Here is a 15,352-nt window from a genome sequence, read left to right as displayed (position 1 = left end):
GCGGCGGAGTTCATGTCGTCGTTCCAGAAGGTGGGATTGCGCGCGGGCCGTGGCCCGTGCGGCGGATGATGGGGGCAGTCTACGCGGCGGGCGGCGCCGTTACCTGAAACGGCGCTGAAACGTTCTGAACGCAGGCGCCGGGCATCGCGTGCGGTTCCGTCGTGCGCCGCGGCGCATGGCGGACCATCGTGTCGGCGTTGGCGACATCGATTCCGTCATCGCCGGCCAGCATGTCAAAGCGGTGTGCCGAGGCCGAACGCGGCCGCGAGTTGCGGCCCCTTCTCGAGCAACGCGGTCACTTCCTCGCGCCGTCGCACCGACCATCGCGCGAGACGTTCGACGACGTCGGCCGCGTCGGCCGGCAGCGCCTCGGCGAGCGACACCGCATCGCTCGCCGCTTTCGATGTGCCGGAGGCCGTATGCGGGCGCACGGTGCAGGCCGCATCGCCGATCAGCGCCACGCGGCCGTCGACGAAGCCGGGGCTCAGCGCGTCGACGATCGCCTGGTTGAACGGCGCGCGCGTCGCGAGCACCAGCTGCGACAACGATGCCGGCAATCGTTCTTCCGCCAGTTGCCGCAGCGCGCCGACGGTCTCGTCCGCAAGCATCCCCGGATGCACCGATGCATGATGGACGTTGCCGTCACGATCGGTCAGGTGGCGGCGCAGCGCCGTGCGGTCGGCTTCGTTGCGATACCACAGCCAGTTGAAACGGCGCGCGCCCGGCGCGAGCGAGCCGTCGAGCGCGGGAATCAGGAACGCCATGAACAGCTCGCCCGGCGCCTTGTGAAGCGTCATGTTCTCGACCAATGGCGCAATCGCGGCGGCGTCGAACTCGGCTTCGTCGACGATGCCGCGCCACGCGAGATAGCCCGCGAACGACGGCGCGTAGCCGGGAAACAGGCGCGTGCGCAGGGTCGAGCCTGCTCCGTCGGCCGCAATCAGCACGTCCGCGCGGATGCGTTCGTCGCCCAGGTGTACGTCGACGCCGTCGGCATCCTGCTCGAAGCCGCTGACCGCGCGGCCGTAACGGATGCGTCCGGGCGGCAGCGTCTCGCACAGCGAGCGGTACACGGCGTCCCACGACGAGAACGGCAGCATTTCGGGTTCGTCGCGCGTGACGCTGCCGTCGCGATCGATCCAGCGCCGCCGATGCGTCGGCACGCTGATCATCTGCCGGCAATGACGGCCATGCTGTTCGAGGAACGCCATCATCCGGCGCAGCACGGCCACGCCGCCGCCCTGACCGCGTAGCGGCGACGGCGAGCGCTCGTAGACCGTTACGTCGTGCCCGATGCAGTCGAGCGTCAGCGCGGCCGCGAGACCGGCGATCGACCCGCCGGCAATGATTATTTTCATCGTGCGTGACTCCATGTTCGAAAGACGGCATCGTCGGCCGCTTGCCCGCCCGCGTGCCGACGCGCGTGGTGCCGACGGTTCGCCGGATGATGCCATGTGCGTCGGCGGGCTGCGCCGACCGTGCAGGCGCGGCCGGTCGCATGCGTTTTCGCCGGCCGGCCCGCGCGCTAGATGCGCAGCAGCCTGCCCGCATTGCCGCCGAGGATCATCGAACGCTGTTCCGCCGTCAGGTCGACGCGATCGAGAAAGCGGACGGGCTGTTCGTAGCCCATGTCGAAGCAGTAGTCGCTGCCGAGCACGAGCCGGTCGACGCCGACGTTCGCGATCAGGAAGTCCAGCACGGGCCCGGAATGGGACACCGTGTCGTAGCTGAAGCGCCGCAGATAGCTGCTCGGCTTCTGCGCGAGCCGGCGCGTTTCGGGGCGCACGGTCCAGCCCGCGTCGAGGCGTCCCGCGACGATCGGCAACGCACCGCCCGCATGCGGCAACGTGAAGTGCAGGTCCGGATGACGATCGAGCACGCCGCCGAGGATCAGGTGCGCGGCCGCGATCGCCGTATCGAACGGATTGCCGAGCAGGTTGCTCAGGTAGAAATCGCCGAGCCGCGCGCCGCCGACCGTTTGCTGCGGATGCAGGAACACAGGCAGGTTCAGTTGCGCGATGCGCGCGAAGACCGGCGCGAACAACGGATCGTCGAGATCGCGGTTGTCGATGTTGGTGCCCATGTACACGCCGCGCACGCCGGGCAGCTGCGCAGCGCGTTCGAGTTCGTCGATCGCGTCGGTCGCGTTCAGCATCGGCAGCGTCGCGAGCACGACGAATCGTGCCGGATGCCGCTGATAGACGCGCGACGCGGCCGAATTCCAGTCGCGCGCGAGCTTCGCATTGAACGGCCGGTCGCCCCAATACGCCATCGGCACGCTGAGCGACAGCGCCTGAACGTCGACGCCGGACGCATCCATGTCCCTGAGCCGCGCGTCGACGTCGATGAACTTCATCGGCAGCGGCCCGAGGCCGCCGGCGGGCGTGCGGAACGTGAACGATGCGTCGTCGCACGTGAACGACCCGCCGAAGCGCTTGCCCTCGCCGCCGACCAGATCGCAAAAGCTTTCGGGGTAGTAGTGCGCGTGGATGTCGATCGCGCGCGGCCTCGGCAGCGACGGGGCGGTCGAGGCGGCCGGGGCGTTCGCGGTTTCGGCGGCCGATGCCGAACGGCCGGCCACGGCCGTGCCGGCGAGCGCGGCAAACGCGCCGAGCAGGCGTCGCCGGACCGGCGACGGGCAGCAGGTGCAGGTCAACGTGGCGTGTCTCATGCGGATATCGACTCCTCGAATCGTGCGGCTCCGCCGCGTTGCGTGATGCCCGTTGTGATGCCCGTTTCGCACGCGACGAGCTGGGTGTCGAACTGCGCGCGCTCATGTCGCGCACGGGCCGAGCGATCGGTGACGGAGAACAGGACGACGCCGGCGAACGCCGCCGCCATCGAGAACAGTGCCGGGTATTCGTACGGATAGACCGCATGCGCATGACCGAGCACCGTCACCCACACGGTCGGGCTCAGCACCGTGAGCGCGACGGCGGTGGCGAGTCCGAGCAGGCCGCCCAGTACCGCGCCGCGCGTCGTCAGCCCGCGCCAGTAGATCGAGAGCAGCAGCACCGGGAAGTTCGAGCTCGCCGCGATCGAGAACGTGAGGCTGACGATGAACGCGATGTTCTGCTTCTCGAACGCGATGCCGAGCAGGATCGCGAGCACGCCGAGCACCACGGTCGTCGCGCGCGCCACGCGCATTTCCTCGCGGTCGGACGCGCGCCCGCGGCGCAGCACGTTCGCGTAGAGGTCGTGCGAGATCGCCGATGAACCCGCGAGCGTGAGTCCGGCGACCACGGCCAGGATGGTCGAGAACGCGACCGCGCAGATGAAGCCGAGGAACACGTTGCCGCCGACCGCATGCGCGAGATGGATCGCCACCATGTTGGCGCCGCCCGTCACGGCGCCGGACGCATCGTGGTACTGCCGGTCCGGCGCGACCAGCGCGATGGTGCCGAAGCCGATGATCACGATCAGCATGTAGCCGATGCCGACGATGCCGGTTGCATGCAGGATGCTCTTGCGGGCCGCCTTGACGTCGCCGACCGTGAAGAAGCGCATCAGAATGTGCGGCAGGCCCGCCGTGCCGAAGATCAGCGCGAGGCCGAGCGACACGGCCGAGACCGGATCGGAGACCAGGCCGCCCGGACGCAGGATCGCCGCATGCTTGGGATGCACGCTCACGGCCTGCGCGAACAGCGCGTCGAGACTGAAGCCGAAACGGCCGAGCACCATGAACGCCATGAACGCCGCGCCGGCGAGCAGCAGCACGGCCTTGACGATCTGGATCCAGGTGGTCGCGAGCATCCCGCCGAAGAAGACGTAGACGACCATCAGCACGCCGACGACCAGCACCGCGACCGTGTAGTCGAGACCGAACAGCAGCTCGACCAGCTTGCCCGCGCCGACCATCTGCGACACCAGATACAGCAGCACGATGACGATCGAGCTCGACGCAGCGAAGGCGCGGATCGGCCGTTGCCGCAGGCGATAGGACACGACGTCGGCGAGCGTGTACTTGCCGAGATTGCGCAGCGGCTCGGCGATCAGGAACAGGATGATCGGCCAGCTCGCGAGAAAGCCGACCGAATAGATCAGGCCGTCGTAGCCGCTCGTGAACACCAGCGCGGAGATGCCGAGCAGCGACGCCGCCGACATGTAGTCGCCGGCGATCGCCCAGCCGTTCTGCAGCGCGGTGATCCGGCCGCCGGCCGCGTAGTGGTCGGCCACGCTGTGGTTCTTGCGCGCGGCCCAGCGCGTGATGACGAGTGTCGACGCGACGAACAGCAGGAACATGCCGATCGCGACCGGGTTGTGACCGTGCGCGAGCGCCGCGGGGCCGGCCGCGAACGCCGGCGCCGTGCCGACGGCGGCGATCGATGCGAGGAGCAGGCGTTTCATTGTGCGTCTCCGTCGCGAATGGACGCGACGAGCGCGTCGTGGACCGAGTTGGCCTGGAACACGTACAGCGCGACCAGCGCGAACGTGACGACGAACATGCCGAAGCCGACCGGGATGCCCCAAGGCGTCGGCCGGCCCGGCACGATTGGCTGGCCGAGCAGCGTTGGCGAAAACGCCAGCGTCAAAATGAACGCGAAATAGAGGGCGAGCATGACGAGCGTCAGCGACCAGGCGAGCAGCCTTCTGCGCCTGACGAGCGTGCGAAAACGGGCATCGCGCAGCAGCGGATGCGGGGCCTGCGCCGGCGAGTCCGGATCGGGCGCGGTGCCGGCGGTGGCCGGAAGCGTGTGGTTCACGGTGTCTCCTCGATGGGTCGAATGTCGTGGCGGCGGTGCGGGCGTCGCGCGTGTCGTGCGTGTTGTGTGCGGTGCCCGCCGTTGCCGGGCTCAGACGTGCGGCGGCACGGCGGTTTCCCGCATCACGACTTCCGGCGTTCGATAGCGCTCGGCCATTTCGCGCTCGGTGTCGTTTTTCAGTTGCGCCTGCATGTAGGCGCCGAGATGGCGCGCGTGCTGCACGATCGCGACGCCGAACGCCGTGCGCGTTTCGCTGTATTCGCTCAATGCGTCGAGCGTGTCGGCGCGCGTGGCGAGTGACGCGACGAGCGCGAGCGCATCGCCGGCGGCCTTCGTGACGCCCATTCCGCAATGCGGCCGCGCGACGAACGCGGCATCGCCGAGCAGCACGATCCGGCCGAACGCCATGCGTGGCACTTCGAGGTCGTAGATCGGCTGGAACAGCGGCTGCGTCGCGCGCGACACGACTTCCGCGAACTGCGGCGCGAGCAGTGCGTGGGCCGCGTCCTCGAGATCGGCGAGGACGTTGCGCCGGATCAGCGTCGGCGGAATGCCGCCCGCCCACAGCTTGCCGGTCTCGTCGGTCAGCAGGTTCGAGAGGTCGGTGTCCTCGCGCGTCGCGCGATACCAGACGAAGTTGTAGCGGCGCTCGCCGGGCAGCGTGCTGTTGCCCTGGCCGGCGACCGGATAGCCGAGGATCTGTTCGCGCGGCGGCAGGCCGAATGCGAACTTGTCGAACAGGGTCGCGTGGGTCGCGTCCGACAGCGCGGCTTCGTCGACCAGCCCGCGCCACGCGACGTAGCCCGCGTATTGAAGCCGTGCGTCCGGCACGAGCCGTTCGCGAATCGCGGAGCGGAATCCGTCGGCCGCGACGACGAGGTCGGCGTGCACGACCGAGCCGTCGGACAGCGTGACGGCCGCGTGCGCCGGGCCGTCCGAGACGTCGGTCACGACGGCGCCCGGGTGATAGTGCTGATCGGGCAGCGCCGCGCGCAGCACGTGATACATCTTGCTCCACGCGGTGAGCGTCTGCGGCAGCCGGCGCGCCGACGCCACGGCGCCGTCCTGCGACAGCGTGATGCGCGACTCGACCTTGACGCCGATCGATTCGTCGATGCGCACGCCCGCGGCGCGCATCACGTCGAACAGTTCCGGATGGGTGACGATGCCGGCGCCGCGGCCCGACAGCGCCTCGGGAACCCGCTCGTACACGTCCACGTCCCAGCCGTTGCGCAGCAGGAGGTTCGCGGCGAACAGGCCGCCCAGCGAGCCGCCGACGATGACGGCCTTGCGGTGGGTTGAAGTGACGTCGTTCATGTCAGTCTCCGATGGATGCGCGCGCCGCTGCGGCCGCGTCGGGAAGCGCCAGGCCCTCGACCTCGGCGGCAGGGAAGTTGAGTTCGATCGTCACGCCGGACGGATCCTCGATGAAGACCTGGTGCAGCCCGAGGCTCGGCACCGTGCGGTCGCGCCACGGGATGTTCTCGGCGCGCAGCGTATGCCACGTCGCCTCGACGCCGGTCGCGAGGAACGCGATGTGGTCGACGGTGCCCGTGCCGGTGGCCGGCAGCGCCTTGTCGCCGAGATAGGCCGCGAGCCCGTCCGGGTTGGCCGGATCGACGCCGATGATGTGAACGATTCCGTAGTCGGCTTCGTCGCCGCCCTTGTAGAGCCACGCGCCCGGAAAGTCGAACGGCGGGCGATAGCCGCGTTTGAAGCCGAGCACGCGTTCATAGAACCGGCACGATTTTTCGAGATCGAGCGTGCGGATCGAGTAGTGCGCGAGTCTGGATACAGGCATGGAACACCTCGTGTTTATCGGGCGATAAGTTATCGTTCGATAAATTCTAGTGGAAAAGATCGGCAGGACAAAGCCGCGATCGAGCGGTGTTTACCCGCGGTCGGAAAAGGTGCCGGATGCCGGCGCGCGATGCGTTACGACGCGATCTCGCCGGCCATGACGTCGTCCGCGTAGCACCACACCCAGCGCTCGCCCGGCTCGATCGAACGGGCGAGCGGATGGCCGGTTTCGTGGAAATGCCGGCTCGCATGGCGATTCGGCGACGAGTCGCAACAACCGACCTGCCCGCAGCTCAGGCACAGGCGCAGATGTACCCACCGGCTGCCGGATTTCACGCATTCCTCGCAGTAGTCCTTGTCGGTGTTCAGCACGCGTGCTTCGCTGAGGTGAGTGCAGGTCGTGGCCATCTTTCGCTCCGATGCCGGCGCCGCAGAGCGCTCGCGGCGCGGCCGGCGCGAAGCTGCGAGCGGAGGTGGACAGGCTTCATTGTGGACGGTCGCGGTGCGAGCGGACCTTAATTCTTATGAAGCGCGGCGGCGTGAAGGCGATGACGACGTACAGTCGCAAGTGCGGCCGACAGGAAATGCGGCACCGCGGTCACCGGGAGGTTTCATGACGCAGTCTCAGCAGGTCAAGGTCATCGGTTTGCCGAACAGCAAGGAGGCCTATGCAATTCGCGACTTCCTGAAGCGCGGCGTGGTCGAGTACGCGTGGTGCGAACTGACGTCCGACACCGACTGCATGCGCGAGCTGGGCATCGCGCCGCTGCGCGACATCCGGCTGCCGGCCGTCGTCTTTCCGGACGGCACGTGCCTCTACCAGCCGACGCTGCCGGAGATCGCCGCCAAGCTCGGCTGGGTCGCCCGGCCGCGCTTCGTCGAGTACGACGTGTCGATCTACGGCGCCGGCCCGGCGGGCTTGTCGGCCGCCGTCTATGCGGCGTCGGAAGGGCTGCGGGCCGTCGTGATCGAGCGCGATGCGGTCGGCGGACAGGCGGGGACCAGTTCGCTGATCGAGAACTACATGGGCTTCCCGGACGGCATACCGGGCGCCGAACTGACCGAGCGTGCGCGCCAGCAGGCGGTCAAGTTCGGCGTCGAGCTGCTGATGATGCGCGAGGGCGTGCATGCGACGTTCGTCGACGGCAAGATTCGCGTCGACCTGGCCGATGGCTCGATCCTGACCGCGCGCGCGAATATCTGTGCGACCGGCATCGAGTACCGCAGCCTCGGTTTGCCGGACGAACAGCGGTTTCTCAACGCAGGCCTGTTCTACGGCGCGGGATCGAGCGAAGCATCGATGTGCGAAGGCAGGCACGTGTTCATCGTCGGCGGCGGAAATTCGGCCGGCCAGGCCGTGATGAACTTCGCACGGCACGCACGCGAAGTCACGATGATCGTCCGCGGTGCGTCGCTCGCGGCGACGCTGTCGCGCTATCTGATCGACCGGATCGAGCGCATGCCGAACGTGACCGTCCGCTACGGCACGACCGTCGACGCGCTGCAGGGCGACGATCGGCTCGAGGCGATCGTGCTGCGCACGGAAGACGGCGCGCGTGAAGTGCTGCCGGCCACGCACCTGTTCGTCTGCATCGGCGGTGCGCCGAACACCGAATGGGCACGGGATACGAACATCATCCGCAACGAGGGCGGCTATCTGGTCACCGGCAGCGATCTTTACGACTGTCCGGCATTCGAGCGCGTGTGGCCGCTCGAGCGCCGGCCGTACTTTCTGGAAACGAGCGTACCGGGTTCGTTCGCGGCGGGCGACGTCCGGTCGGGTTCGGTCAAGCGGGTGGCGTCGGCGGTCGGCGAGGGGGCGATGGCCGTGACCTTCGTCCATCGATTCCTGAGCGAGGACGCGCACCGCCAGCGCTGAACCTGAACCGCGCGGTGCCCATGCATTCGACGCCGATATCAGCCAGGCGTCGACACCGGCAGCCGGAACGTCATGACGGTACCGTGCCCGTCGCGTGGCGCGGCCTCGAGCGTGCCGCCATGCGCTTCGATGATCGAGCGGCAGATCGCGAGGCCCATCCCCATGCCGTGCGATTTCGTCGTGAAGAACGGGTCGAAGATCTGGTTCGCGATGTCCGCGTCGATGCCGGCGCCGCGATCGGCGATGCAGACGACCGCGTGGCCGTCGCCGACCTGCGATGTGATTTCGAGTTCGCGCGGCGCGATGAGTCCGTCCATCGCGTCGAGTGCATTGGTGACGAGGTTCAGGATCACCTGCTGGATCTGGGTGCGGTCGGCCATCGCGTGCACGCCGTCGCAGTGCAGGTCGACGCGCAGCACCACATGCTTCGCGTCGATTTCCGTCTCGGTGAGACGCAGCATGTCGCGAATCAGGTCGTCGATCGCGACGGGCGCAAGCGCGGGCGGCGCCTGGCGCGCGAGCGATCGCAACGCGCGGACGATGTCGGCCGCACGCACGCCGGACGCACGGATGTCCTCGAGACTCGCGAGCGCCTCGCCGAGATCGGGTTGCGGGCCGCGCAACCAGCGCAGGCACGCGCCGACGCTCGACACGATGCTCGTCAGCGGCTGATTGATCTCGTGCGCGATCGATGCGGCCAGTTCGCCCATCACCGTCATGTGCGCGGTGCGCGCGAGTTCGGTGCGCGCGTGCCGCAGCTCGGCCTCGGTCTTGACCCGGCGAACGTTCTCGTCGATCAGTTCCGCGTAGAGCCGCGCGGATTCGAGCGCGTTGGCCGCCTGCGGGGCGAGCACTTCCAGCATCGCGATGCGCCGCGGCGAGAACACGCCGTTGCTCAGTGCATTCTCGAGATACAGCACGCCGATCAGCGCGCCCTGTTTCAATAACGGCAGGCAGAACAACGAGCGCGTCGGGTGCGCGCGCAGGCTGTCGACGTGATCGGGAACGCCGTCGCGCTGCGCATTCGCGAGCACGATCGGCTTGCGGGTCCGCGCGACGGTGTTCAGGATCGACAGCGGCACGTCCTGTTCGGTCGGTTCGCCGCGGGCGATGTCGACGATCACGTCGCTGCCCGCGATGCGCGCCACCGCCTCGATGGTCAGCCGGTCGCGCCGCGCGAGCAGCAGCAGGCCATGGCGTGCGCCGGCGTACACGAGCATGTTGCGCATCAGCGTCTGGATCAGGCGCTCCAGCACGATTTCCTCGGACAGCGAGTGGGCCACGCGCATCGCGAGCGCGAAATCGAGATCCTCGCACGCGGGCGCGGCCGGGCCGCCCGGCGACGGATCCATCACGAGGAACGGATGCTGCGCCTCCATCGCCAGGGTCTTGCCGGTCGCGCCCCAGCGCCGGTAGCACGCATGGGCGAGCCGCAACTGATGGCGGGCGTGGCCGGCGAGCCCGAGCGACGCGGCATGCTCCGCGGCCCGTTCGTGCGCGAGCGCCTGTTCGTGCACGAAACCGCGTTCCGCCGCGAGGCCGGCCGATGTTTCGTACTGCTGCATTGCGATGACTTGCTCGCCGCGCACGCGCGCGAATTCGGCGTCGATCAGCGCAAGCTTGTTGAGAAACGTACCCGGATTTCGCTCGCTCCACGCCGCGAACCTGGCGCGCTGCGGCGCGAAGCGCTCGAGCAGGCGATCGGGCGGCGTTGCGCCGTCGTCGGCCGCGATGCCGGCCAGCACGCTGAACAGGTGGAAATCGGCAAGCATGATGTGCGCGGGCGTCGACCACGCACTCGATGCGGCCGCCTCAAGCGATGCGCGCGCCGTCGCCGCATCGCCGAAGATGAACGCCGCCTGGCCGACGAGCACGTCGGTCCAGAACGCCAGGACCGACATCGGGGTCCGGGTCGACGCGCGGGCCCGCCACGTGCCGATCCGCCGGTCTTGGCCGAACTGCAGCGCGTCGATGAATTCCGATTGGGTGGAGACGAGGTCGACGATGTCGTCGTAGTGCGTGCCGCGCGCGATTTCCAGTAGCGGGTCGATTTCGTCGCGGATCGTGGGCAGCGCTTCACCCATCGACAGCAGATCGCTGACGATGTGATTGCAGCTGTAGCACATCCAGCGCAGCTCGGCGCTCGCATTGCCCGCCGCTTTCGCATCGCGTGCGCGTTCGAGTGCGTAGGACAGCGGCTGCGTCCAGACGCTCACCTGGTCGAGCGCGATCAGCGTGGCGGAGCGATAGCGCTCGAAGCCGTGGCGATCGACCAGCGCGAGCGCGACCTTGGCGAATTCGAAGCCGTCTTCATACGCGTCGTGATGCTCGGCGATGCTGACGCCATACCACGCGAGCCCCTGCACCGACGCGGCGGTGACACCGTGGTGCAGCGTCAGCCGCACCATCGTCGCGAAATGCAGCAGCATCAGCCCGCCGCTCGGATAGAACATCGCGGCTTCGAGCGCGGTCAGCAGCGCCATCGCGGCTTCGACGCGCGTGTCGGTCATCACGGGCAGGTCGATCAGATCGGCGATGGCGCGGCCGTCGAGCGCCGTGTGCACGGCCTCGCAGGCCGCCGCGAGATCGGCCTCGGCCGGCTCGGCGGGCAGCTCGACGCCGAGGAGCGCCAGCCCGGCCAGCGCGACGTCGATGGCTTGCCGGTAATGCGACTCGACCGTGAGCTGCGCGGCCTTCAGCCGATGCGCCTCGGCCCGGTCGGCGGGCGTGCGCGTCCGCGCCATCAGCATGTCGATCGCGTCGGACGCCTGCGCGGTTTCGCCGATCGCGAGCAGCAGGCCGCTACGGAGTATGCCGATCCGGCTTGCGAGACCGTAGTGTCGCGACCACGCATGCGGGCCGAGCAACGATTGCGCCAGCGCCAGAAACGACAACGCGCGATCGCGCGCGGCGGCCGTGGCGGCGGCCGCCGCGGCGTCGGTCAGCGCGCCCGCGAACTTGAGCGCGAGCGCGTCGTCGAGCGGCACGTCCTTCGCCAGTTCGATCTGGGCAGCGAGCGCCAGCAAGGATTCGGGCGACGGCGCGTTCGCGCGTGCCAGCATCGCGGCGGCGATCCGGGCGTGGCGCAGCGCGCGCACCGGGCTCCCCGTGAGCGCGTAGACGGCCTCGAGGATGCGGTCGTGCGTGAAGCGCCAGCGGTCGCCGGAGAGCGACACGAGGCCCATCTGGCGCGCCGGGTCCAGCCAGAAGCGGAGTTCGGCCAGCGTTTTGCCGGCGGCGGCGCGCAACAGCGCTTCGTCGGTGTCGATGCCGATACAGGCCATCAGCGCCAGCAGCGTTCTCGATTCATGCGGCAAGCGCTGCATCCGGATCGCGAGCAGGCTTACGACATTCTCGGTCTGGTGGTGCGCGTCGATTTCGCCCGCGTTCCATTGCCACGTTCGCCGCACCGGATCGTAGCCGAGCAGTTGCTCGTCGATCAGCGTGCGCAGCAGCTGCTGGATGTGGAAGGGATTGCCGCCCGTCCTGCGATGCACGATGTCGCCGAGCCCGGCCAAACGGTCCGGCGCTTCCCCGAGCATGCCGGACAGCATGCGCGTGACGTCGGGCGCGCCGAGCGGCGCGAGCGTCAACGACGACAGGCGGCCGCGATCGATCTGCTGAAGGAAGCGACGGAACGCCGGCGGGTAGTCGTGCTGCGGCCCGCTCCGGTAACCGGCGACGATGCAGAAATGCGCCGGCGGATCGAGCACGATGGAAGCGAGAAAAGCGAGCGTCGCGTCATCGGCCCACTGGATGTCGTCCAGCGTCATGACGAGCGGTTCGGCCGGCGCCGCGAACGCGCGGAATGCATTCACGACGATCCGGCAGAGATGAAATGCCGGAATCGCATCGGTGTGGTCGAACGCGACGGGCTCGACATCGAGGAGCCACGCGGTTTCCGGAAAGATCGCGGAAAGGACGCTGGCCTGACGGCCCACGCGGTCGCGCAGCCGCGCGGCGATCACCGCGATTTCGTCGTCGCGCCTGGCCAGCGCGCTGCCGAACAGTGCGCGCAACGCCTGCAGCACGGGCGCATACGGCCGCGCGGGCTGGAACTGATCGATCTTGGCCGACGTGCACCAGGCCGTGCCGGATGCCGCGCGCGCGTGGCGGATGAAGTGTTCGGCGAGCGCGGTCTTGCCGACGCCGGCCGGCCCGTCGATCAGGACGACGGCCGTCTCGCCGGTGCGCATGACGGCGTCCAGACTCCCCTCGAGCAGGTGAATTTCAGCGTCGCGGCCGACCGGCAGGTCGGGCGCGTGCAGACCCGCGAACGGATCGCGGCCGCCGAGCGCGAAGGGCTCGACGCGGCCCGCTGCCCGCCAGTCGTGCAGGATCCGCTCGAGATCGTGCTGCACCGTTTCACAGGACGGGTAGCGATCGGCGGGCTCCTTGGCGATCAGCTTCAGGATCAGATCGTTCAGGATGGCGGGCACGTCGCCGCGAAACGCCGCGGGCGGCGACGGCTGTATCGCGACGTGCGCGTGGACCCAATCGGACGTCGACGCGGCCTTGTAAGGCATCGCGCCGGTCAGCAGGCGGAACAGCGTGATGCCGAACGCGTACAGGTCGGCACGCTCGTCGACGGATGCGCCTTCCGAGACTTCCGGCGCCGCGTATGCGGCGAAATCCGTGCGCATCGTGCCCGCCGCCGCTTTTTTCGTGCCGCGCTCCCGGGCATGAGCGAACGCGCGGAGCATGACCGTGCCGTCCGGTGCGACGACGAAACTGGCCGGCTGGAGATCGCCGTGCAGCCAGCCGTGCCGATGCAGTTCGCCGAGCGCGCGTGCGGCGCCGATCGCGGTTTCGAGGAAGACGTCGAGCGGCAGTTGCCCGTCCGTCAGCGTGTCGAACGCACGCACGTCCAGGCGCGGATAGACGAGCACCGGGCCGTCGGCCGCGCGGATCAGCGCCGTCGGCGTGAGCGCCCGCGCCGGGTCCAGGAGCCCGGCCAATGCGTACTCCTGCTCGAACTGCCGGCAGCGCTGATCGGATACCCAGCCGGTCTGGCATGCCGACCACACATCCCCCGTTGCGGCGTCGGTCAGGTCGAACGTCAGGACGTCGCCCGAGCGCACCACGTTCGACAGGCGGGCGCGCGCGAGCCAGTCGGCATCCATTCGATTCAAGTCGTCCGGGTCACGCAAGGGCTGATTCACGGTTGGGGCAGGCTGGGTGGAGCAGGTCGGAAACGGCTCGCGATGCGGGATCGGCCGGGCTCGGTCGCGCGCGTCCGGGCGGCGACCCGTGCATTGTCCGACAGCCCGGCGGATTTTGCAGGCCCCCTGCGCCCCGGCGACCGGCCCATGCCGGACTAAACCTATGGATAATGTTCGCGGCGCCGGTTGCGACCTACGATACGGTCGAGCCTTCCGGCCTGCCTTGGCACGGCCGGACGGGCAACCCAGAAGCGCGTCGTCTCGCGAGGCGGCGCAAGGTGCCACGCAGCATAAGCGAGTGCGGATCATGTACACGTTCGGGCAGGTGACGGTTTCCCTTGAATGCCGCGAGGTCTGCGTCGACGGGCAGCCCCGGTATATCGGCGCCCGGGCATTCGAGATCCTCGAGCTGCTGGTGAAGGCGGCCGGCCGGCTCGTGTCGAAGGACGAGATCATGCAGGCCGTGTGGCCGCACACGATCGTGGTCGAGAACAACATCCAGGTCCACATCTCGACGCTGCGCAAGCTGTTCGGCGGCAAGCACGGGTGGATCCGGACCGAATCGGGGCGCGGCTACCGGCTCGCGCCGCCGGCCGACCGGACGCATGACGATCGTCGGCCGATCGCGTTCGAATCGGCGGGCGCGGCCCGCACGAGCGCCGCGCCGCGCAAATGTCCGATGATTGGTCGTGAGACGGAAGCGGCCGAGCTGCACGAGCTGCTCGAGCGCGAGGCGCTCGTCACGCTGGTCGGCCCCGGCGGCGTCGGCAAGACGCATCTGGCGCTGGAGGTCGCGACGGCCTGGTCGGTGGCGCGCGGGATCGAGATGGCCCGGGTCGATCTGGCCGGCCTGCAGGCCGGCGCGACGCCGGCATCCGCGGTGCTGGGCGCGCTCGACCTGCCGGGCGGCGCCACCGCGGGGCCAGCCGATGTCGTGCGGGCGATCGGCGAGCAGCGCGTCGTGCTGGTATTCGACAATGCCGAGCCGTACGTCGACGATCTGGCGGATCTGAGCGAGGCGATCGCGGACGCGAATCCTGGCGCGATACTCGTCGTGACGAGCCGGGAGCCGTTGCGTGTCGCGGGCGAGCGGGTCTATCGCGTCGGTCCGCTGTCGGTGCCGCCGGCCGGCGCGAACGCCGGCGATATCGTCGCGAGCGGCGCGGTCCGGATGTTCCTGGCGCGCGCGCGTGCGATGGGGACGGACCTTCCGTGCGATGCGAAGACCCTCGACGCGATCGCGACCATCTGCCGCCGCCTGAGCGGCCTGCCGCTCGCGCTCGAGCTCGGGGCGGCCCGTGTCGCGTCGCTCGGCATCCAGGGTCTGGCGGCGGATCTCGACAAGTCCGTGCTGTCGCTGTCCGGCGGCCTGCGCACGGCCCACCCGCGGCAGCAGACCCTCAGGGCCACCATCGAGTGGAGTTATCGGTTGCTCGACGACATGGAGCGCACGGTGCTGTGCCGTCTCGCGGTGTTTCCGGATGCGTTCCGGCTCGACGCGGCCTGCGCGCTCGCCGCCTGCGACGAACTGGGTGCGGAGGAGGTGCTCGACGCGCTCGTCGGCCTTGCATCGAAATCGCTTCTGGTCGTCCATTCCGTCGGGCTGTCGAAGCGTTACTCGCTGCTCGAGGTCGTGCGTGCGTATGCGCTCGAGAAACTGGCGGAGTCGGGCGAGGCCGGGCGCCTCCATGCGCGGTGCGCGTCGTTCGCGGCCGACACGATCGCGGACACGCCGCACCCCGCGCCGGCCGACGCGTCGGCGCAACCCATGCTGCTTGCCGGGGCGTGGGCGTGACCTCCGGGGCGCA

The 15,352-nt window shown here is 69.1% G+C and carries 11 protein-coding genes; 2 read left to right on the top strand and 9 right to left on the bottom strand.

Features of this window, described 5'->3' with window-relative positions; genetic code table 11:
- Positions 1–79: 79 nt before the first annotated feature.
- The 8 genes from WS45_RS35585 to WS45_RS06520 all read right to left on the bottom strand — a co-directional run bounded on the left by WS45_RS35585 (position 80) and on the right by WS45_RS06520 (position 6,911).
- Positions 80–232, bottom strand: coding sequence for a hypothetical protein (locus WS45_RS35585; RefSeq protein ID WP_179950358.1), 153 nt, complete (start codon positions 230–232; stop codon positions 80–82).
- A 1-nt stretch (position 233) separates the two neighbouring features.
- Positions 234–1,358, bottom strand: a complete 1,125-nt coding sequence (locus tag WS45_RS06550; protein ID WP_059534500.1) for an FAD binding domain-containing protein — start codon at positions 1,356–1,358, stop codon at positions 234–236.
- Positions 1,359–1,525: 167 nt separating this feature from the next.
- Positions 1,526–2,671: an amidohydrolase family protein gene (locus WS45_RS06545; RefSeq protein ID WP_082721861.1), complete on the bottom strand. Its 1,146-nt coding sequence runs from the start codon at positions 2,669–2,671 to the stop codon at positions 1,526–1,528.
- Positions 2,668–4,347 (bottom strand): cation/acetate symporter ActP, encoded by a 1,680-nt coding sequence (gene actP / locus WS45_RS06540; protein WP_059698920.1) that lies wholly within the window; start codon positions 4,345–4,347, stop codon positions 2,668–2,670. Before actP ends, WS45_RS06545 begins: the two co-directional genes overlap by 4 nt.
- The gene (locus tag WS45_RS06535) at positions 4,344–4,703 is read right to left on the bottom strand and encodes a DUF485 domain-containing protein (protein ID WP_059698917.1); all 360 of its coding nucleotides are present in this window, start codon (positions 4,701–4,703) and stop codon (positions 4,344–4,346) included. The genes actP and WS45_RS06535 overlap by 4 nt, the downstream gene beginning before the upstream one ends.
- A gap of 90 nt (positions 4,704–4,793) precedes the next feature.
- The gene (locus tag WS45_RS06530) at positions 4,794–6,020 is read right to left on the bottom strand and encodes an FAD binding domain-containing protein (protein WP_059698915.1); all 1,227 of its coding nucleotides are present in this window, start codon (positions 6,018–6,020) and stop codon (positions 4,794–4,796) included.
- A gap of 1 nt (position 6,021) precedes the next feature.
- A complete protein-coding gene (locus WS45_RS06525; protein WP_059698913.1) occupies positions 6,022–6,504 on the bottom strand; it encodes a VOC family protein in 483 nt (160 codons plus the stop codon).
- Between the two features lie 134 nt (positions 6,505–6,638).
- On the bottom strand, positions 6,639–6,911 hold the full coding sequence (locus WS45_RS06520; RefSeq protein ID WP_059698910.1) for a ubiquitin carboxyl-terminal hydrolase 14: 273 nt from the start codon (positions 6,909–6,911) through the stop codon (positions 6,639–6,641).
- 205 nt (positions 6,912–7,116) lie between these two features.
- Here WS45_RS06520 and WS45_RS06515 point away from each other — a divergent pair, with 205 nt between their 5' ends.
- Positions 7,117–8,382 carry an NAD(P)/FAD-dependent oxidoreductase gene (locus WS45_RS06515; protein WP_059698908.1) on the top strand — a complete coding sequence of 422 codons (1,266 nt, stop codon included), beginning with the start codon at positions 7,117–7,119 and terminating at the stop codon, positions 8,380–8,382.
- 38 nt (positions 8,383–8,420) lie between these two features.
- Here the strand turns inward: WS45_RS06515 and WS45_RS06510 are convergent, their stop codons facing one another.
- Positions 8,421–13,505 (bottom strand): trifunctional serine/threonine-protein kinase/ATP-binding protein/sensor histidine kinase, encoded by a 5,085-nt coding sequence (locus WS45_RS06510; RefSeq protein ID WP_059698907.1) that lies wholly within the window; start codon positions 13,503–13,505, stop codon positions 8,421–8,423.
- A gap of 346 nt (positions 13,506–13,851) precedes the next feature.
- Here WS45_RS06510 and WS45_RS06505 point away from each other — a divergent pair, with 346 nt between their 5' ends.
- The gene (locus WS45_RS06505) at positions 13,852–15,339 is read left to right on the top strand and encodes a winged helix-turn-helix domain-containing protein (RefSeq protein WP_059698904.1); all 1,488 of its coding nucleotides are present in this window, start codon (positions 13,852–13,854) and stop codon (positions 15,337–15,339) included.
- Positions 15,340–15,352 lie beyond the last annotated feature (13 nt).

It is taken from the genome of Burkholderia sp. RF2-non_BP3 (genome assembly GCF_001522185.1).
Classification (GTDB): Bacteria; Pseudomonadota; Gammaproteobacteria; order Burkholderiales; family Burkholderiaceae; genus Burkholderia; species Burkholderia diffusa.
This window is presented reverse-complemented; position numbering and strand designations above follow the sequence as displayed.